The organism is Chryseobacterium sp. MYb7, from assembly GCF_002979455.1.
In the GTDB taxonomy this organism is placed as follows: domain Bacteria; phylum Bacteroidota; class Bacteroidia; order Flavobacteriales; family Weeksellaceae; genus Chryseobacterium.
In genome coordinates this window covers 22,564-41,183 of the sequence record NZ_PCOU01000038.1, presented here as the reverse complement: position 1 = coordinate 41,183, position 18,620 = coordinate 22,564, and the positions used below count along the sequence as shown (strand labels likewise).

Genomic DNA, 18,620 nt, shown 5'->3' with positions numbered 1-18,620 from the left:
AGTAAAGATACAAAAAACAAACGGTAAAATAAATTAATTAACTGATAATCAGTTAATTAAAATAATAATATTGAATATCTAAAAACAAAAAGTCGGAAGATTTTTCTTCCGACCATGGCTACTTAAAAAGGGCTTTTTTTTAGTTATTTAAGAACTTCTTAGATTCTTTTATATTTTTATTAGAGTAACTTACTATAAATGCTCCTTTTGGTAATATCCTTTCAATCTGAATTTCATTGGTTTTAGAATTTCCTTTTTGAATAAGCTTACCACTTAAATCATAAATCTGGTAGTCACCAAACACATCATTTTTACCGCCTGCCAATTTCAGTTTGTTTTCTGATTTCAGGTATACTAATTTTGACTCTGCAGCTGTTTTAACTTCTACTGTTCCTAAGCTTCCTGTAATTCTTACTGCGTAGTCTTCCATTTGCCCATATTGTAATTGAGAACAAGCTGTCAAATCTGAAAAAGTGGTCCCTCCATAAGAAGATGGATCTACCGCAACTCTCATTCTTACATAAGTATTGGCAACAGCATTTGCCGGAGGAGTAATATTGGTGGTAACAATGTTAACACCCTGAGAAACAATAAGAGAAGAAACATTATTTACAACAGCCTCTGAGTCTTCAAATGTCCCGTTATTATTATAATCTATCCATACTTTTGTTCTGAATCTGTTAGACTGGCCAAATCCATTGGCATATGTTACTTTTAATGCAGTACTTGTATTGGACGGGATATCAGTAAAGTAAGCAGGTCTTATACAAGTTGCTGTGGAGTAATCTTCATAAAACTTTGGAGCTGGTTCATCAGAGTCATATCCGTTGGTAGTACTGTTGATTGAACCAAACTGAACTCTTGTAGCACCAATTGCAAAATTATTATTTGCAGGGTTTACAATTCCGGAAGGATTACATTGTGCTGCCACTACAGAAACAGGAGATGGAACTACAACCGTAGGATCCTGGCCTGCTGTAGAAGTAATCAGATTTTTTCTATATTCCATCATTTGCATGATCGCTCTGTTTCTTTGGCCTTCGGTAAATTTACGGTTGGAATTGGTATAATTCATTACATTATACTGAGTTCCATCATAATTCTGAGTTGTACAAGGATCGATAGCATTATTATTAGGTACAGCTACTCCATACATACTTCTGGATGGTGAAGTATCACAAACTCTGTCCCCATCTGTATCACAGTTATTATTAACCGGGCATGCTGACTGATTCGTATAGCTTACTCCCTGGAAAGTATGGTACAGACCAAATGCATGTCCAAGTTCATGAGTAAGAGTAGTATCATTAAGATTTTTCAAAGTCGCTACTTTCATGAAGCTTTCATAAAAATAATCATAAGAATCCGGGAATCTTGCGTATCCCATCAACCCTCCGGCATTCTGCTGCTGCCCGTCAAATCCTATGACAATATAAATATTGAAATAAGAAGTTTCCGGCCAGTGTGGTGCCATTGTTTTGATATCAGATGCATTGGCACCATTACCTCCATCATTTGAATCTACTCCTCTCAGATCATAATTAGGAATAGTACTTCCGTTATATCTTACAATACCTGTTGTAGGAGAACAGTTTGGGGCTCTTTTTGCCAATACCAGTTTAAAAGGAATTACATTTCCTCCTGTTGCGCCTGACCCTTCAGGATAAAATCCATTTCCATAGGTAGTAGCATACATGCTATTTGCACGGTTCACCCAATCAATGATATTCTGATCTGTCAGACTTAAGTTAGCATTAGCTGCTGCACTTGACTCAATAACGTGTACTACAATCGGGATTTCAAAAACCTGTCCTGTATAAAGTCCGTTCCATGAAGTAGAACCACCTACTTTATTAAGGAAAGACTGTTGATCCACATTTCTCAATCTGGCTTCAATCTCTTCTCTCTGTTGTTTTAGTGCTGGAAATCTCTGATCCATTTTAGTCATTTCACTATCAAATCCACAGTAATGGTTTTGACTTTGGGAAAACACATTCACAAATAACAAAAGTAGAAATAGAATGTTAATTTTTTTCATTTATATAATTTCTATTAATTAATTCGCGGCAAAATTATCATTTTAATTGATAAAAACTCAAAACACAAAGCGAAAATTTTTGTTTTTTATTATAATTTCAAAAAAATAAATTAAAAACCTGATTTACAATAAAATGTAACAAAATAAACAATTACTTGGTAAAACATAATACTATCTTTTACATTGGTATGATTTTTAGTACTACCTTTGTATAAATTTTCAGTTATGAAAACAAACCAACAAACTATAAATCAAGGAACTCATACAATAAACTGGTTCCAAAAGTTTCTGATGGTATGTTCCGGAGGGAACATCCATATTTTAAGAAAGACTCCGAGTGAATGGAATAAATTTTCCGGAATTGGAGGGATCGTGCTTTTCACTGCGGTATTTGCTACTTTGTCTGCAGGCTATGCCATGTATACGGTATTTGATAATATCTGGACTTCAGTAGGTTTTGGAGTTCTATGGGGATTAATGATTTTTAACCTTGACCGCTATATTGTTTCATCCATCAAAAAGACAGGAACCTGGTGGAATCAGATTCTAATGGCCATTCCGCGTCTTATCCTTGCTACATTTTTAGGGATCATTATTTCGAAACCATTAGAGCTTAAAATTTTTGAGAAAGAGGTAAACAAGCAGCTGAATACCATTATTCAAAGAAATAAAAAACAGCTTCAAGGGGAAATGAACGGAAGAATTCTTCAACAAAGCGGACCTTTCGAAACAGAAAAACAGCAAATTTCCGGAAAAATTGCTCAGTACCAGAAAGCATATGATTCTGCTTCAGTAGAGCTTGAAAAGGAAATTCTCGGAAAACAATCTGGATTAACCAGTGGAAAAGAAGGCTACGGACCAAATGCCAAACGTAAACAGGAATTAAAAGAACAACGTAAACAGGATCTGGAAAATTATCAGAAACAGGCTGCTCCAAGACTGGAGTATCTGGATAAAGAAATTTCTAAGGTATATACCAACCTTGAAACGGAAAGGAAATCTACAGAGACTTTTGAAGATAAATTCAATGGATTTGCGGCAAGACTTCAGGCATTGGATGAGCTTGGAAAAAATTCTGCGATCATAGGACTTGCAGCCTCTTTTATCATGGGATTATTTATCTGTCTTGAAATTTCTCCGGTATTGGTAAAACTAATTTCTCATATAGGACCTTATGATTATCTTCTGGAAAAAACAGAAAATGATTTCAGGCTTTACTCTAAAGAGAAAATTGAAAAAGGAAATGCTTTGACTGATTTCAGGATCGAGGATTTTAAGGATAATCTGAAAAATTAAAGTTAATTTTAAAAGAGTAATACATTAGAGAAAAAAAACTATAAAAAAGTAAATTTTAATTAATAAAATCTAACCTTTCATTATATAATGAAAGGTTTTTTTATTTATAAACGTTTTATGTAAAATATTTTATAAATTTATACTACTTAAAACCTTGTCATCATGAAAAACTTATTTATTGCATGTACATTGCTAATCAGCAGTGCATTCACTCCTTCCTTAAAAGCTCAGGCATCGGAACCATTTTTAGGTCAAATTGCTTTTGTTCCTTATAATTTTGTTCCTAAAAACTGGGCATCATGTGACGGACAACTTCTGTCTATTGCACAAAACACAGCCCTTTTTTCACTCCTGGGAACTACTTATGGAGGAAACGGAACAACCACTTTTGCTCTGCCGGATATGAGAGGAAGAGTACTTGTTCATAACGGACAGGCTCCGGGAGGCCCTACTACATACACCATGGGACAGACCGGAGGCACTGAAAGTGTAACATTATTGGTAACACAAATGCCGGCACATAGCCATACGGTAAATGCAGTAACTACTGAGGGAAATCAAAATTCTCCTACCAACAGTCTTCCGGCAGATACCAAAGTTCTGGACAAAGAGTATTCTGATGCAGCGGCAAATACTACTATGAAGAGTACAATGATAAACAACACCGGCGGAAGCCAGCCCCATGAAAACAGACCTCCGTTTATTACATTGAAATGTATTATTTCATTAGTGGGAGTATTTCCATCACAAAACTAACAGCTATGAAAATTCTTTACTTAGTATGTCTTGCCCTGGGAAGCTCAGCTTTTGCGCAGACAATAACTTTTACCGGATGTCCTAATCTGTTTAGCAGCCCTCCTAATACTTATGTATTTAACAAAACAGGGGTAGATGCCTTTAATAAGAATATCTATATGACTACTCCTATTGATGGTGGGCAAGATTGTGGTGGATTAGGAACCTGCGAATTTAAAATCCAGTGGAACAATACTCTTACAAGATGGGAATTTATTGCTGATGATGGAAATGGAACTTTTGCCAATCCGGCTTTAATCTATTACAATTCGACAGGAAATAACTCAATCCCAATCCCTCCGGGTAATACTGTCGGAACATGGATAGAGAATACAACAGCTACAAGCGGACAATGCGGCGGAAATCTTACCGCGGTAAATTCTACCATGACCGGTGATGTGCAGAGTTCAACATTAGGGACCTCAGAATTTTCGAAAAATAAAATCCAGATTTTCCCTAATCCTGTAACAGATTTTATCCGTATTTCAGGTATTGATGACGGACTGTCTATCCAGATTTATAATATTGACGGCCGTCTTGTAAAATCTGAAGCGTTTGATTCGAAGGTTGATGTTTCACAACTCGTTCCTGGTGGATATGTATTGAAAATCAGCACCCGAAATTTTCAGACTCATCAGTTTAAATTCGTTAAAAAATAACCTTTTCTCAAAAGGAATAAACCGTTATAGCTTTCGGAATTTTTGAAACAGAATAAAAAAAATGTCCCCAATCCAATGGGGACATTTTATATTGAATATTTCTTAATTTTTATAAAGAATAATTCGGAGCTTCCTGTGTGATAATTACATCATGCGGGTGAGACTCTTTCAATCCGCTTCCAGTAATCATTACTAATTTGGAATCTCTCTGAAGCGTTTCAATATCTTTTGCTCCACAGTATCCCATACCAGCTCTCAAACCTCCAGTCAACTGGAAGATCACATCTTCCAATTTTCCTTTGTGGGGAACTCTTCCTTCAATTCCTTCAGGAACGAATTTTTTAGCTTCACTCTGGAAATATCTTTCTTTACCACCTCTCTTCATTGCTGAAAGGCTTCCCATTCCCTGGTAAGATTTGAATTTTCTCCCCTGGAAAATAATTTCTTCTCCCGGAGCTTCATCTGTACCTGCTAAAAGTGAACCTAACATTACTGCACCTGCTCCACTGGCAATTGCTTTAACGATATCTCCTGAAAGTTTGATACCACCATCACCAATTACAGCTACATTCTGAGATTTAGCATATTCGTATACGTTATAGATTGCGGATAGCTGAGGAACTCCTACTCCGGCAACTACTCTGGTTGTACAGATAGATCCAGGTCCTACTCCTACTTTTAATACGTTTGCTCCTGCTGCAATAAGATCTTTAGCAGCATCTGCAGTTACGATATTTCCTCCTACAATATCAAGGTTCGGATATGCTTTTCTGATTTCAGAAATTTTATCTAAAACTCCTTTAGAGTGACCGTGCGCAGAATCTATGGCAACAATATCAACTCCTGCTTTTACCAAAGCCTCAATTCTCGTCAATGTATCTTCTCCTACTCCTACTCCTGCACCTACGATAAGACGACCATTTTCGTCTTTATTAGCATTCGGGTACTCCAATTGATTATCAATATCCTTGATGGTAATTAAACCTACAAGTTTATTGTCTTTATCAACGATAGGAAGTTTTTCAACTCTGTTTTTAAGAAGGATTTCTTTTGCCTTTTCAAGGTTGGTGTTTTTGTCGGAAGTGATCAGATTTTCTTTGGTCATGATCTCTTCAACTTTCATATCAAGATTTTCCTGATATTTTACATCTCTATTGGTAATAATTCCGATCAGAACATTATTAGGATCTACCACGGGAAGTCCTGAAATCTTATATCGTGACATAAGATCTCTAGCTTCACCTAAAGTATGATCTTTAGATAATGTAACCGGATCTGAGATCATTCCGTTTTCGGAACGCTTCACACGGTTTACCTGAGCAGCCTGCTCAGCGATCGTCATGTTTTTGTGGATAAATCCTAACCCTCCAACTCTTGCCAGAGCAATAGCCAGATCAGCTTCAGTAACAGTGTCCATCGCAGCGGAAACTATCGGAACATTCAGCGTGATTTTGTCGGTAAGTCTTGATTTTAATGAAACCTGGTTAGGTAAAACTTCTGAATAAGAAGGGACTAGAAGAACGTCATCGAAAGTGATGGCTGTCTCTACAATTTTGTTATGAATAGACATCTTTACTTTCTTTGCAAAATTAGGTTATTTTGGTGAGATATGAAAATCCTTTTTAATAGTTTAAATAAAATTTAATAATCAATAACTTAAATCGAAAAACCGTTCTTTTGTCAGAACGGTTACGATACAAAATAATTGAATAAGTATGAAACTACTTTAGTTATTTATTAAATAATGAACATGAATGGTTTATTTGACAGGGTTTCCACTTTCATCAAGATTCTCAATATGGGTTTGATTATTTTTATCAACGTATAGTTTTAATCTTACCTTTCCTTTGGTATCTCGGATAAAGATCCCTACATCACCAGTGGCAGTTTTACCAGCAAAGAAGCGTTCATTGGTAAGTTTTCCTTCTTCTCTAAGTTTTGCATAGGCTTTTTTACTTGCAGCCGGGTCATTTAATTTTTTCAGAGAGTCTTCAAACTTAATAATATCTTCCAGTGGAAAATCATCTGGGCGGTCCCAAAGTTTTAATCCATATACTCTGTTTTTATCTTGTCCGGATCCTTCAAAATACTGAAGCTGCATGATCTGATCTGTGTTTCTCTGATCTACAGAATACACCATTCCGGATTCTTTTTCATTGCCATCATATACAAGACCTCCGCATTCATCTCCCATGGAATTGAAGAAAATAAGTCCTGCTTCTCTCTCGCGGGGTTTCAGTTCTTTATGGTTCACCAAACCGGGGTGTTGGCGTTCTTTGTTACTAATGACCATCTTTAGTGTTCCGTCTTTCTCAACGATATTGATACGTTCTACATCTATTTCTTTAAAACGTTCGTTGGAAGACTGATTTTTAAATGCAAGGAAGAAAAACATGGCACATAGTATGGTAAGTACAACGGCATAAATTTTAAGGATACGAACTTCTCTTATTAACTTTTCCATGCTTTAAATATTTAAAGTTGTGATTATTTATCCGAAACAGAATTGATCATTTTTGAAATATCATTGGCAGTAAAATTCCCTTTCACATCTACAAACACCATTTCATTCTTTTTGGAACCTACGGTAATCAGCATATTTTTAATAATCTCTCCATCCTGTTTTACGCGTATGTTGATATCGTCTCCTTCATGTTTTATACTGGCCCATTCTTCATAATGGTTATTATTCAAAAACTGGGCGTAATCATTTAGCATTTCTTTGCTTCCGTTGGTTACGGTAAGTACTTTTATTTTGGAAGCCTTTTTAACAAGATCTATGGTCTCTTCACTTTCTCCTTCTTCTCTCAGGGCTTTCTTAATATAAGATTTAGCCAAAACCATAGGTACATTAATACTGGCAAACTGTGCTCCCTTGAAATCATATTTTGAATTCTGGAAAAAATCTATATTCGGTTTTTCTGAAACAATACATGACTGAAACAATCCTATTGCCAGAATAGTGAGAAAAATGTGTTTAAGAGTCTTCATAGGTTAGTTTTTTATTTGATTTGTCTAAAGCTTCCTCCGGACACTTTATCTACTTTAGCATCCAGTTCAGGATTTCCTCTCAATTTTACAGCGGCTCCTGATGAAACGCCTACTTTCAGTTTATCTGTTACCAGCAAGGAAAGACTTGCCCCCGAAGTAGATTCTACTACTGCTGTACCGATCTTAAGATCATCCGCTTTACAGGATGCTCCACTGCTTATATCAATCACCGCAGAAGCAGCTTCTCCTGATAAGCTAATGCTTGCACCACTGGAAATATCCAATGCCAGGTTGGGTGTTTTAATATCCACATCCATTACAGAACCTGAACTCACGGCCACTGCAGCTGTCTGATCCACATTGAAAGTTCCTTTAATAATAGAACCAGATTCTGCTTCAATTGCCATATTTTTTTCTGTAACTGGATTTACTGCTGTAAATACACTGCCTGATGATGTTTTTATAGCGTCAATTCTAGGGGCAGAAACATTAACGTTCAGGTTTTTAAATCTCAGATTTCGAACGCCTTTATTGTCTACATATATTCTCAACACTCCGTTTTCTACTTTAGTGATAACGTATTGAAGCTTATCCGCATCAGCGATTACTTTTACACTTCTTGTATTTTCCTGTTTGAAGGTAACATTTACCCCAACGCTGGCATCTATTTTTGAGAATTCACCTACATTTCTGTTATCTCCGTTCAGGTAAGAAGAAATATTATCTGATGTAAGGCTGCTTCTCGTGGTACTAGTCATAGTAGAAGTACTTGTTTCACCAGAATTAATGATTTTATTGACATCTGATAATTTCATTTTTCCGTTGAGAATAAAAATAATATTCTCTTCCTTGGAATCAACGTTGAAAACAAGATTTTCCAGATAATTATCTCTTTCTTCTTCAGCCAGGAACTTCATAGAGGTTCCATCACTGCTCATGGACATCAGTTCATTGAAGTTAAGAGACTTTAAAGCTTTGTTCACTCTTTCTGTCTTATCTTCATTCATTTTTATATTGGCAAGATTCTCATCTTTTAAACGGTCTGGGAAAGTGATTTTAGGGATAATCAGAATTTTAAGACCATCTACCTCATTCAAGATAGGTTTTATTTTTCCAATATAAGCATCATTCACATCAATGGTATTCAATAGTTTGAACATTGGCTTCTTGATGTTGATAGATGTTACTCTTCCATTTTTTTCAAAATCCTGAAAAAGCTTATCCAATTTCTCAGTCTGTGCAGAATAAGTTGCAAAGCTGCTTAGCATTATGGCTATTATAAAAAATATTTTTTTCATGGGATTGTTCTGATTTTTAGTATTCGCTGTCAAGATTTTCATTTTTTTGAGAAGATGCTACTGTTTTTTTAAACTCACTTCCTAATTTCATAAAGGAGTATCTTGTAACATCCAGGGCTTCTTTTTCACTACTGATTCTTTTTCCGTTTACAATTACATAAGAGTCATTGTATGCTACTGCAGAATCATTTAAATTTTTATTCGGGAAGGAAGAATTATCAACATATCTGGGTTTTCTTTCTTTTTTCAGTCTTCCTCTTTTGGGCAGGATTTCGTCCATTACATCTTTTTCTGCCACCTGATTTTCCTGGAAAACTGAATCTTTTTTCACTCCGGAAATAGAATCAGTATGATTTACTGCTACTTGTTCCTGGTGATCATTGTTTTCTTCCATAAATCCTGACTTCTGTTTTAAGATCTCGTCTTTTACCAGTTTTTCTTGGTCCTGTGCATCTGTTGTACCGGAATTATTATAATTAAAAAACAATCCTATACTAAAAATAAGCATCACACTGGCGGCCATCCAGAACCATTTAGGAAAGGAAGGCTTTTTCTTTTCTTGCAATGGAATAACAGGTGCAGTATTCTGTTCAGGTTCCGCACCTTCTGCAGTCTGAAGAAAGTCTTCAAAACTCCAGTCCATTTTTTCTTCCTTAATATCCCGGAAGATTTCGTCGTATTTATCTTGTAATTGATCTTTTTTCATAGCTCATCAGTTGTGAGATTTGTTCTTTTACTTTTTGTCTCGCACGCATCAGATTTACTCTGACTGCATTTTCCTCCATTTCCAGCATTTCAGAAATTTCGGAAACTTCGTATTCTTCTACATCTTTCAAGTGGATGACCATCTTTTGTTTTTCGGGGAGCTGATTGATAAATCCTACAATATGTTCCTTAAGGTTATCAACTTCCATACTGTAAAGCTCCGAGCGATGAAGCTGCATATCCGCAAAGCCGATCTTTACATCGTGATGCTTCAGGCGGTTCAGGCATTCGTTCCGGACAGACTTCAGTGCATAGGATTTAAAATTCCCGAATTGCCCCAGCTCGTCCCTCTTCTGCCAAAACTTCATCATGAGATCCTGTACCACATCTTCTGCTTCATCACTGCTCATGACAAACCGCTTCGCAAAACGATACATCTCGTCTTTGAGAATAAACACCGTATTCTTGAAAGTTTCTTGGGTCATGAGTTTTGTTTCTTATAGGTAAGACAGCTGCCGTTACAGATCTATTACATCAAAAATAAAAAAACTTTGAAAAATTCTGAAATTTTTATTTTTATCCGGAAACTATTTCTAAAATTATATGTCTTTTTTTATTAGAAAAACACTGCACATTACGGAAACCAGTAATTTCTTACCGTAATATTTCAAAATATTATTCACACATTTGTAGAGTAATAAAAGTTTTATATATTTAATCAAATAAAAAAAGAAAATGGTATTAACAATAAGATAAAACCTCCAGCGCTGGAGGTTCATTTACCAACACAAATTATGAAAAACGAAATTAGAATCCAAAACCCCTGCCCAGAAAACTGGGAAAATATGCAGGATTTTCCTTCAGGGAAATTCTGCGAGAAATGTTCAAAATGTATCGTAGATTTTACGGAGAAAACGGATGCACAAATTAATGAGATTCTTCAAACGGCTAATGGCAAAGAAATCTGCGGAAGAATTTCAAGGCGAACATTATCTTTAGCTGCAACAGGAATTATTTTAATTACCAATCTTACTTTTATTCAGGCGCAGATTCAAAATAATTCTGAAATTACTACTGAACAACAAGCAGTTGATATTACAAAAGTTTCGGGAAAATTAATTTTCAAAGAAACGCAGAAAATAATTCCCAATGCAGAAGTTTACTTTATCAATAAAGATAAGTTAATAAAATCTGTAACGAATCAAAATGGTTATTTCTCTCTTGATATTCCCAACGATCTTATTGAAGAAGAAAATGTTTTATATTTTAGTTTTGATCAATTAAATGAAGAAAAACTAAAAGAACATAAGGGAAAAGATACAGTAAGCAGTTATAATTATGGAAATCAAACCATAATCTTCTCAAGAAAAGAGAAAATTGAAAATAGGAAATTTCAAATTGGCTATAAAGAATTTGTAATTGGAGCGGTGGTCATTATCGAAAATCCACCTCCAAATTATTACTATTTCGATGGAAGAAATATTAGCAAAGAAAAATTTGAAAAATTAAGAAAGGAGAATCCTCAATACCACTATTTTTCTTTTGAAGGAAAAGAAGCTGATATTATTTCGCAAGATAACTTTGTAGACACTTTATACTTATTATATTCAAAATAAAAACCTCAGAAAATTTCTGAGGTTTCTCTTATTAATACGTATCAAAAATATGTTTTATAATCGCTTTATCTTCTTCCGTTAAAGCTACTTTTCTTCTCGCCATGGCTTTTTCTGCTACTTCATATACTTTATCAAGCTTGAATCTTTCATCATCTTTCAATCCGCCCCATGAAAAGCTCTCTATAAGGTTAGGAGGAAAACCTGGTTTGAAAATATTGGAAGCAACTCCAACTACCGTTCCTGTATTAAACTGGGTATTGATTGCTGCTTTGGAATGATCTCCCATGATCAAACCGGCAAACTGTAAGCCTGTATCTTCAAATGCTTTTGTTCTGTAATTCCACAGCTTTACATTTCCATAATTGTTCTTCATATTGGAAGAATTGGTATCTGCACCAAAGTTGCACCATTCTCCTATGACTGAGTTTCCAATGAAACCATCATGCCCTTTACTCGTGTAGCCAAAAATAATAATATTATTCACTTCTCCACCTACTTTACAGTGAGGTCCGATAGTGGTAGCTCCATAAATTTTAGCACCAAGATTAAATTTGGAAGCTTCTCCTAATGTGATGGGTCCGCGAAGATGGCAGCCTTCCATTATTTCAGCATTTTTACCGATATAAATTTTCCCGGTTTTAGTATTCAGAGTAGAAAATTCAATTTCAGCACCTTCTTCGATGAACAAATCTTTTTTATCTCCTAAAAAACCGTTTGTGGAAGATAGTTCCTGCGAAGTTCTTCCTTTGGTAAGCAATTCAAAATCGAAATCAATCGCGTGATGGTTATAAGAAAACAGATCTTTTGGTCTTTTGAAGAAAATAAGATCTTCTTTAATATCGGTCATTTTTTCAATCTGATTGAGAGAAAAACCTTTCATATTGATTTTAGCTGCTATCAATTCGTCTTCATAAACCAAAGCTTCTCCTTGCTTAAGATCTTTAATCTGTTGAATTACAGTTTCTGTAGGAAGGAAGTTTGGAACTAAAAAGAGACTTTCTTTTTCCTCCGGGCTTTTAAATTTATCCTGAAGATACATTTCTGTGAAATATGAAACCTCAGTGTTTTCAAGGATTTTCTGCCATCTTTCAGAGAATGTAAGAATTCCGCATCGCATCGCAGCAACCGGGCGTGTAAAGGTAAGTGGAAGAAAGTCTTCCCAATATTGTGCATCTGAAAATACTAATTGCATCGTTCAGTTTTTGGTTTAAAGTTTAAGATTAACAAATTTACAATAAAAAAAGTCTCCCAAAAACTGGAAGACTTTACTATTTTAATTATACAAAAATTACTTAGCGAATTTTTTGTATTTGTTCATGAACTTATCAACTCTACCTGCAGTGTCAACTAATTTTACTTTACCAGTGTAGAAAGGGTGAGAAGTTGAAGAGATTTCCATTTTGATTAGAGGATACTCTTGTCCTTCATACTCGATAGTGTCTTTTGTTTCTGCAGTAGACTTGCAAAGAAACACCTCGTCGTTACTCATATCTTTGAAAACAACAAGTCTATAATTTTCTGGGTGGATTCCGTTTTTCATAATACTATTTTTAAAAAAATTAAGTTTGCTTTCGAAATAGTAATGGATATTTCTCTGCTAAATTTTAGGTTGCAAAAATACAACATTTTTTCTAAATTCCAAATACTCGATTCAATATTTTTTTATTGATAAGAAATTCAAAGTATTTTCGTTAAATTTGGAACTTACTTAAACTTTAATTTCAATGAAATTCAAATTATTACTGGCTTTTTCCTTCTGGATGTTACTTGTAGCAGTATCATGTAATAAAGATGATATAACGTTTGATAGCCCTACACAGCAATTACGTTTTTCAAGAGATACGGTCTTCTGTGATACGGTATATCATCAGGTGCGTTCAGAAACTTATGTTGTAAAGGTATATAATAATGAAGACAAAGATATCATGATCCCAAGAGTAAATCTTGAAAAGGGTGCCGCATCATTATATAGAATCAATGTGGATGGAAAACCAGGATATGATTTTCAAAACGTTCCTTTAAGAAAGAAAGACAGTCTTTATATATTTGTTGAAATTGCTCCTCAAGCTACCGGACCTGAAGCTATTGCTGAAGACAAGGTACTTTTCACCAGTCCTGGCGGGCAACAACACGTGACATTATTCTCCGTGGTTCAGGATGCTGAGTTTTTTATCCAGACACCTGGCAATCCAAATGTAATTACCAGTTCCACCACATGGAATAACAATAAAGCAAAGATCATCTACGGAAATCTTACTATCAATCCAAGTGTTACTCTTGATATCAACGCCGGAACTAAAGTCTACTTCCACAAAAACAGCGGAATGAAAGTTTCTTCAGGTGCTGTTTTAAATATTAATGGAACTCAGACTGATCAGGTTATTCTTCGTGGTGATAGAAATGATCCTTATTATGATACGATTCCTAAAAACTGGAATTCAATCAGAATGGAAGCCAATTCTACTCTTAATATGAATCATGCCAGACTTTTCGGAGGAACAAGGGGTCTTGATATGAGACAAACCAATGCTACTATTACTAATTCTTTCATCCATACTTTCTTTGAATATGGAATTTATGCAGTAGGTTCTACCGTGAATGCCAATAACCTTGTGATGAACAATTGTGGTTTATCATGTATCGGAATCTTCCTTGGTGGAAAACACAGTTATACCCATGCTACTATTGCGAATTATTCTAAGACCATGAGTTCTTTCGACAGAACCGGAATTTTTGCAGCCAATGAATGGAAAAACGATGCCGGGCAAACCCAACAAGGAGCTCTACAACTTCTTGATATCAAAAACAGTATTGTATATTCTGACAGGGATGATGCTGTGCATTTTGAACAGACTCCGGGACAGCAGTTTGAATTCTTACTTCAAAATTCATTAATCAAATATACCAGTGCAACGGGAGCAGGTTTCACTTTTGATAACAATCCGCGTGTAGTACAAACCACTAAAAATACTGATCCTCAGTTTGTCAATTATTTTATGGCTAAAATGAATTTAAGAGTAAAATCCACCTCTCCAGCCATAGGAAAAGGAAATACAGCTGTAGCAGCAACGGTGCCTTTCGATATTGTGAATGTATCCAGAACGACTAATCCAACTTTAGGAGCTTATCAATAATGGAGATTACGCAGTTACAACAGCAGGTAGATGAATGGATCAAAACCATTGGGGTAAGATACTTTAATGAATTGACCAATATGGCGATGCTGACAGAAGAAGTAGGTGAAGTTGCCAGAATCATTGCCAGAAGATATGGTGAACAAAGCGAAAAAGAAAGCGACAAGACTAAAGATCTTGGTGAAGAGCTTGCAGATGTGCTTTTTGTAACGTTGTGTCTGGCCAATCAGACCGGAGTGAATCTGCAGGATGCCTTCGACAGAAAAATGAAAATAAAAACTGACCGCGATAAAGACCGCCATCAGAATAACGAAAAATTGAAATAATGATAAATGATGAGTTATGAATGATGCATGAATTTATAACTCATCATTTTTAAAGATAATGTAGATTATAATGAAGCTAGAAAAATCAAAATTATTAGATGATAAAACAGTACAGATCAGCGGTTCGAAAAGTATTTCGAATCGTTTATTGATTCTGGAAAGTCTGTTTAGCAATATAAAAATCGGAAATCTATCCAATTCTCAGGATACTCAGTTGCTGAAAAAAGCATTATCCGAAGATACAGACGTGGTAGACATTCATCATGCAGGAACGGCAATGCGTTTTCTTACTTCTTATTATTCTATTCAGGAAGGAAAGACAACCGTTCTTACCGGTTCCGGAAGAATGAAAGAAAGACCCATCAAAAATCTGGTAACTGCTTTGAGAGATCTTGGAGTAGAAATTGAATATATGGAAAATGAAGGATTTCCTCCTTTAAAAATTATCGGAAGAAAGATCACTCAGACTTCTGTGAATGTCCCGGCTAATATTTCAAGCCAGTTTATCACATCACTCCTTCTTATTGCAGGAAAGCTAGAAAATGGTTTGGTCATTAATCTTGTGGGCGATGTTACTTCAAGATCATATATTGAAATGACCCTTGATATTCTGACCAGATTTGGCATTCAAAGCAGCTTTGAAGGAAACACCATCAAAGTAGAACCTTTCACTCCTGACAATAATACCGAAGCAGTTCACTATGAAGTGGAAAGCGACTGGAGCTCGGCTTCTTACTTCTACTCTATCTGTGCATTGGGAAGAAAGACCATTCACCTGAAAAGTTTTTACAAAGAATCCACACAAGGAGATTCTGCAATTGCTGACATCTACGAGAAGTTCTTCGGGATTAAAACTACATTCTCAGAAGATAAGCATCAACTCACCCTGGAACCTCAGTCAGATTTTTCTTTCCCAGAAAAGATTATCCTGGATATGAACAACTGTCCGGATATTGCACAAACTCTATGTGTAACAGCTGCTGCTTTAAAAATTCCTTTTGAGATTTCCGGATTGGGAACATTAAGAGTAAAGGAAACCGACAGGCTTCTTGCTTTATATAATGAGCTTAAAAAACTGGGTACTGAAACAGAAATCACGGATTTAACCATTCAATCCATTAGTTTCGGAGAACCACAAGATGATATTTCAATCAAAACCTATCAGGATCACAGAATGGCGATGAGTTTTGCTCCGTTCTGCCTGATTAAAGAACTGAATATTGAAGATGAAGATGTAGTAGAAAAGTCTTATCCGATGTTCTGGAAAGATCTTGAAAGTATACTGACTCATTAATTTAACAATATAAAAGTGTGGTAATTTGAAAATGTTTTTTATTTCGGATTACCACATTTTTACAATAAAGCTGTTTAAACAATGTTGAATATATGCTAAAACCATTAAGTAGGATTTAAGAAATAAAGTATAGTTAAGATGAATCATTCTGATTTTTAAGCTTAAAGCGAAGCTCATCTTAATAGTCTTAACAACTTAACATAATCTTAATGTTTCAAAAACAAAAGTTTAAACAAGTTAAATATAATAATAATGAAAACTTTCTTTTCCTTTTTGGCTGTTTTATCTGTTTCGATTTTATCTGCTCAGACTCTGAAAAACTTTTCGGTTCCGAAAGGATACACCCAGATTGCAGAAGCCACAGGTGATCTTGACAAAGATGGAACAGATGAAATGATATTAGTCTTTGATACCAATATAAAAGCATCAGACGACCGAAATCTGGAAGGCACCACAGATTACAAGAGAGTTTTCTATATTCTAAAAAACGAAAATGACGGACTCAAAGTCTGGAAAAAGAATTCTTCTATTCTTTTTTCAAGTGGAACCGGATTTTACCCTTCAGATAATACGCTTGAAATTAACATAAAAAATAACAGCCTTCAAATCAGGCAATCTTTTTTCACCAATTCCAGGCATACTCAGCAATACAAACATACTTTCAGGTTTCAAAACGGAGATTTCTATCTGATAGGATCACTTGATCATTTTGAAGACACCTGTGATTTCAGTTTTACGAATGAAATCAATTTTTCTACCGGAAAAGTAATTATTGACAGGGAATATTCATCCTGTGATGATGATGCGAAAATACCTCAGGATTTCCACAAGGAGTTTACTCACAAACTTCAGAACCTCATCAGAATGGATGATTTCAAAATCGGGGAACATAAGTTTAAAGTTTCCGGGTTGAAGGAGGATTTTATTTTTTAGGATGGAAGATTGAAGATGGATGTTACTTTTTATTTATTTTAAACGCAAAGTAAAAATAATCCTGCCGCAATATTAAAGAGAGCTAAGAAACCGACTATGTCGGGGATGAAGCTTTCTTTTATACATCAGCTTAGAAAAATCAATTTTATTGATTTCATCTTTGCTTCCTCTATATTTCCGAAACAAAAAATAAACTTTGCATTAATAAAAATCGGTCTTCCTTCTTCCAGCATCCATCAACCAGCTTCCTGACTTTATACCAACTTAATTATCTCTTAAAGTTAAATTAACTCCTTGTGTTTTGATATATTCTTATTTTTAAGCTACTTTAAAAAATAAAAAAACTATGTTCAAACAAAGCATGAAACGTATGACCGCTATCACTCTTGGGGTTGTTACTGCATCTATCTTTTTTTCCTGTTCGAATGACAGCTTGATTGAAAGGGATTCTAATGAAAACAATTTAGCTTCTTTTACAAAAACTAACAACAGAGCTTTTTTAGCACCCATTGAAATGAATAGCTGGATGTCTGGTCTTCAGGATAATATTTCCCTATCAAAAATCTCGATTCCCGGAACTCATGATTCCGGAGCACGTGTAGATGCCCCTGTTGTATCAGGTACAGCTAAAACTCAAAACCTCAGCATTGCAGAACAACTGAATGCAGGAGTTCGTTTCCTGGATATACGTTGCAGGCATATTGACAATTCTTTCGCCATTCATCACGGAGCGATTTACCAAAATCTGAATTTTGATGATGTCTTGAATGCCTGCTATGCGTTCCTTAACAGCCATCCATCTGAAACAATCATCATGTCTGTAAAAGAAGAATACGATGCTTCCAACACGACCAGAAGCTTTGAACAGACATTTGATTCTTATGTACAGAAAAACCCTTCTAAATGGGATCTTGATGCAAACATTCCTACGCTGGGTGCTGTAAGAGGAAAGATCAAATTATTAAGAAGATTCTCTGCAGGAACAACTAAGGGAATCAATGCTTCGCCATGGGCGGATAATACCACTTTTGACATCAACAATTCCGGGGTACAGTTAAAAGTACAGGATTATTATAAAGTAACCAACAATGATGATAAGTGGAATGGGATTTCCAGCCTTCTTAATGAAGCTAAAAATGATACGAATGGGAAACTTTTCGTGAATTTCACCAGCGGTTATAAACCTGGAATCTTCGGAATTCCTAGTATTCCTACCGTATCCAATGCTATTAATCCAAAGCTTAAAACATTCTTCCAGACGAATACTAAAGGATCTTTCGGAGTAATGCCGATTGACTTTGTGAATGCTGAATTGTCTGAATTAATCGTTAAAACAAATTTCTAAATTATTATTTGTTAGATATACTCAAAGGCTGTCTCTCTTTTTGAGGCAGCCTTTTTGAATTTTGTTCTACTTTTATCTCCCGCGGATTTCACAGATTACGCAGATTAATTATAGGTATCTACTTAATCTTTGATCATTTTAAATTAATAAAAAAGACTGTTTCGTTTTTGAAACAGTCTCTCTTTGTAAA

At 35.2% G+C, this 18,620-nt stretch carries 18 protein-coding genes; 9 read left to right on the top strand and 9 right to left on the bottom strand.

The features are described from left to right. Positions 1-139: 139 nt before the first annotated feature. Positions 140-2,038, bottom strand: coding sequence for a zinc-dependent metalloprotease (locus tag CQ046_RS21785; RefSeq protein ID WP_105704284.1), 1,899 nt, complete (start codon positions 2,036-2,038; stop codon positions 140-142). A 225-nt stretch (positions 2,039-2,263) separates the two neighbouring features. Here CQ046_RS21785 and CQ046_RS21780 point away from each other — a divergent pair, with 225 nt between their 5' ends. The 3 genes from CQ046_RS21780 to CQ046_RS21770 all read left to right on the top strand — a co-directional run bounded on the left by CQ046_RS21780 (position 2,264) and on the right by CQ046_RS21770 (position 4,788). After that, entirely contained in the window at positions 2,264-3,334 is a 1,071-nt protein-coding gene (locus CQ046_RS21780; protein ID WP_105704283.1) for a DUF4407 domain-containing protein, read from the top strand. A 162-nt stretch (positions 3,335-3,496) separates the two neighbouring features. Continuing rightward, positions 3,497-4,090, top strand: coding sequence for a phage tail protein (locus tag CQ046_RS21775; RefSeq protein WP_105704282.1), 594 nt, complete (start codon positions 3,497-3,499; stop codon positions 4,088-4,090). Positions 4,091-4,095: 5 nt separating this feature from the next. After that, entirely contained in the window at positions 4,096-4,788 is a 693-nt protein-coding gene (locus CQ046_RS21770) for a T9SS type A sorting domain-containing protein (protein ID WP_105704281.1), read from the top strand. 109 nt (positions 4,789-4,897) lie between these two features. On the opposite strand, the gene guaB is transcribed toward CQ046_RS21770, so the two are convergent. The 6 genes from guaB to CQ046_RS21740 form a co-directional block, all read right to left on the bottom strand. Next, the gene (gene guaB, locus CQ046_RS21765; RefSeq protein ID WP_105704280.1) at positions 4,898-6,358 is read right to left on the bottom strand and encodes an IMP dehydrogenase; all 1,461 of its coding nucleotides are present in this window, start codon (positions 6,356-6,358) and stop codon (positions 4,898-4,900) included. Positions 6,359-6,547: 189 nt separating this feature from the next. After that, positions 6,548-7,252 carry a hypothetical protein gene (locus CQ046_RS21760; RefSeq protein ID WP_105704279.1) on the bottom strand — a complete coding sequence of 235 codons (705 nt, stop codon included), beginning with the start codon at positions 7,250-7,252 and terminating at the stop codon, positions 6,548-6,550. A gap of 23 nt (positions 7,253-7,275) precedes the next feature. After that, on the bottom strand, positions 7,276-7,779 hold the full coding sequence (locus CQ046_RS21755; RefSeq protein ID WP_105704278.1) for a DUF4252 domain-containing protein: 504 nt from the start codon (positions 7,777-7,779) through the stop codon (positions 7,276-7,278). Positions 7,780-7,790: 11 nt separating this feature from the next. Continuing rightward, a complete protein-coding gene (locus CQ046_RS21750; RefSeq protein WP_228407022.1) occupies positions 7,791-9,077 on the bottom strand; it encodes a DUF4252 domain-containing protein in 1,287 nt (428 codons plus the stop codon). Between the two features lie 16 nt (positions 9,078-9,093). Continuing rightward, the gene (locus CQ046_RS21745) at positions 9,094-9,783 is read right to left on the bottom strand and encodes a hypothetical protein (protein ID WP_105704277.1); all 690 of its coding nucleotides are present in this window, start codon (positions 9,781-9,783) and stop codon (positions 9,094-9,096) included. Beyond that, on the bottom strand, positions 9,758-10,267 hold the full coding sequence (locus CQ046_RS21740; RefSeq protein WP_047373602.1) for an RNA polymerase sigma factor: 510 nt from the start codon (positions 10,265-10,267) through the stop codon (positions 9,758-9,760). Before CQ046_RS21740 ends, CQ046_RS21745 begins: the two co-directional genes overlap by 26 nt. Before the next feature lie 309 nt (positions 10,268-10,576). On the opposite strand from CQ046_RS21740, the gene CQ046_RS21735 reads away from it, so the two are divergent. Then, complete coding sequence (locus tag CQ046_RS21735; RefSeq protein WP_105704276.1) at positions 10,577-11,398, top strand: hypothetical protein; 822 nt, start codon at positions 10,577-10,579, stop codon at positions 11,396-11,398. A gap of 31 nt (positions 11,399-11,429) precedes the next feature. On the opposite strand, the gene CQ046_RS21730 is transcribed toward CQ046_RS21735, so the two are convergent. After that, the gene (locus CQ046_RS21730) at positions 11,430-12,590 is read right to left on the bottom strand and encodes a GlmU family protein (protein WP_105704275.1); all 1,161 of its coding nucleotides are present in this window, start codon (positions 12,588-12,590) and stop codon (positions 11,430-11,432) included. Positions 12,591-12,686: 96 nt separating this feature from the next. Beyond that, a complete protein-coding gene (locus CQ046_RS21725; RefSeq protein WP_002976190.1) occupies positions 12,687-12,938 on the bottom strand; it encodes a type B 50S ribosomal protein L31 in 252 nt (83 codons plus the stop codon). Between the two features lie 184 nt (positions 12,939-13,122). On the opposite strand from CQ046_RS21725, the gene CQ046_RS21720 reads away from it, so the two are divergent. The 5 genes from CQ046_RS21720 (at position 13,123) to CQ046_RS21700 (ending at position 18,430) form a co-directional block, all read left to right on the top strand. Further along, complete coding sequence (locus CQ046_RS21720; RefSeq protein ID WP_105704274.1) at positions 13,123-14,532, top strand: hypothetical protein; 1,410 nt, start codon at positions 13,123-13,125, stop codon at positions 14,530-14,532. Further along, positions 14,532-14,858, top strand: a complete 327-nt coding sequence (locus tag CQ046_RS21715; RefSeq protein WP_047385875.1) for a nucleotide pyrophosphohydrolase — start codon at positions 14,532-14,534, stop codon at positions 14,856-14,858. Before CQ046_RS21720 ends, CQ046_RS21715 begins: the two co-directional genes overlap by 1 nt. Before the next feature lie 70 nt (positions 14,859-14,928). After that, positions 14,929-16,152 carry a 3-phosphoshikimate 1-carboxyvinyltransferase gene (locus tag CQ046_RS21710; protein WP_105704273.1) on the top strand — a complete coding sequence of 408 codons (1,224 nt, stop codon included), beginning with the start codon at positions 14,929-14,931 and terminating at the stop codon, positions 16,150-16,152. Between the two features lie 252 nt (positions 16,153-16,404). Beyond that, a complete protein-coding gene (locus CQ046_RS21705) occupies positions 16,405-17,085 on the top strand; it encodes a hypothetical protein (RefSeq protein WP_228407021.1) in 681 nt (226 codons plus the stop codon). 346 nt (positions 17,086-17,431) lie between these two features. Further along, positions 17,432-18,430: a phosphatidylinositol-specific phospholipase C gene (locus CQ046_RS21700; protein WP_105704271.1), complete on the top strand. Its 999-nt coding sequence runs from the start codon at positions 17,432-17,434 to the stop codon at positions 18,428-18,430. Positions 18,431-18,620: the final 190 nt, after the last annotated feature.

Coding starts and splice junctions, on each gene's coding strand:
- CQ046_RS21710 (WP_105704273.1), top strand. CDS start 14,929: ATGAAGCTAGAAAAATCAAAATTATTAGATGATAAAACAGTACAGATC.
- CQ046_RS21780 (WP_105704283.1), top strand. CDS start 2,264: ATGAAAACAAACCAACAAACTATAAATCAAGGAACTCATACAATAAAC.
- CQ046_RS21730 (WP_105704275.1), bottom strand. CDS start 12,590: ATGCAATTAGTATTTTCAGATGCACAATATTGGGAAGACTTTCTTCCA.
- CQ046_RS21740 (WP_047373602.1), bottom strand. CDS start 10,267: ATGACCCAAGAAACTTTCAAGAATACGGTGTTTATTCTCAAAGACGAG.
- guaB (WP_105704280.1), bottom strand. CDS start 6,358: ATGTCTATTCATAACAAAATTGTAGAGACAGCCATCACTTTCGATGAC.
- CQ046_RS21750 (WP_228407022.1), bottom strand. CDS start 9,077: ATGAAAAAAATATTTTTTATAATAGCCATAATGCTAAGCAGCTTTGCA.
- CQ046_RS21735 (WP_105704276.1), top strand. CDS start 10,577: ATGAAAAACGAAATTAGAATCCAAAACCCCTGCCCAGAAAACTGGGAA.
- CQ046_RS21725 (WP_002976190.1), bottom strand. CDS start 12,938: ATGAAAAACGGAATCCACCCAGAAAATTATAGACTTGTTGTTTTCAAA.
- CQ046_RS21775 (WP_105704282.1), top strand. CDS start 3,497: ATGAAAAACTTATTTATTGCATGTACATTGCTAATCAGCAGTGCATTC.
- CQ046_RS21720 (WP_105704274.1), top strand. CDS start 13,123: ATGAAATTCAAATTATTACTGGCTTTTTCCTTCTGGATGTTACTTGTA.
- CQ046_RS21770 (WP_105704281.1), top strand. CDS start 4,096: ATGAAAATTCTTTACTTAGTATGTCTTGCCCTGGGAAGCTCAGCTTTT.
- CQ046_RS21745 (WP_105704277.1), bottom strand. CDS start 9,783: ATGAAAAAAGATCAATTACAAGATAAATACGACGAAATCTTCCGGGAT.
- CQ046_RS21760 (WP_105704279.1), bottom strand. CDS start 7,252: ATGGAAAAGTTAATAAGAGAAGTTCGTATCCTTAAAATTTATGCCGTT.
- CQ046_RS21705 (WP_228407021.1), top strand. CDS start 16,405: ATGAAAACTTTCTTTTCCTTTTTGGCTGTTTTATCTGTTTCGATTTTA.
- CQ046_RS21700 (WP_105704271.1), top strand. CDS start 17,432: ATGTTCAAACAAAGCATGAAACGTATGACCGCTATCACTCTTGGGGTT.
- CQ046_RS21785 (WP_105704284.1), bottom strand. CDS start 2,038: ATGAAAAAAATTAACATTCTATTTCTACTTTTGTTATTTGTGAATGTG.
- CQ046_RS21715 (WP_047385875.1), top strand. CDS start 14,532: ATGGAGATTACGCAGTTACAACAGCAGGTAGATGAATGGATCAAAACC.
- CQ046_RS21755 (WP_105704278.1), bottom strand. CDS start 7,779: ATGAAGACTCTTAAACACATTTTTCTCACTATTCTGGCAATAGGATTG.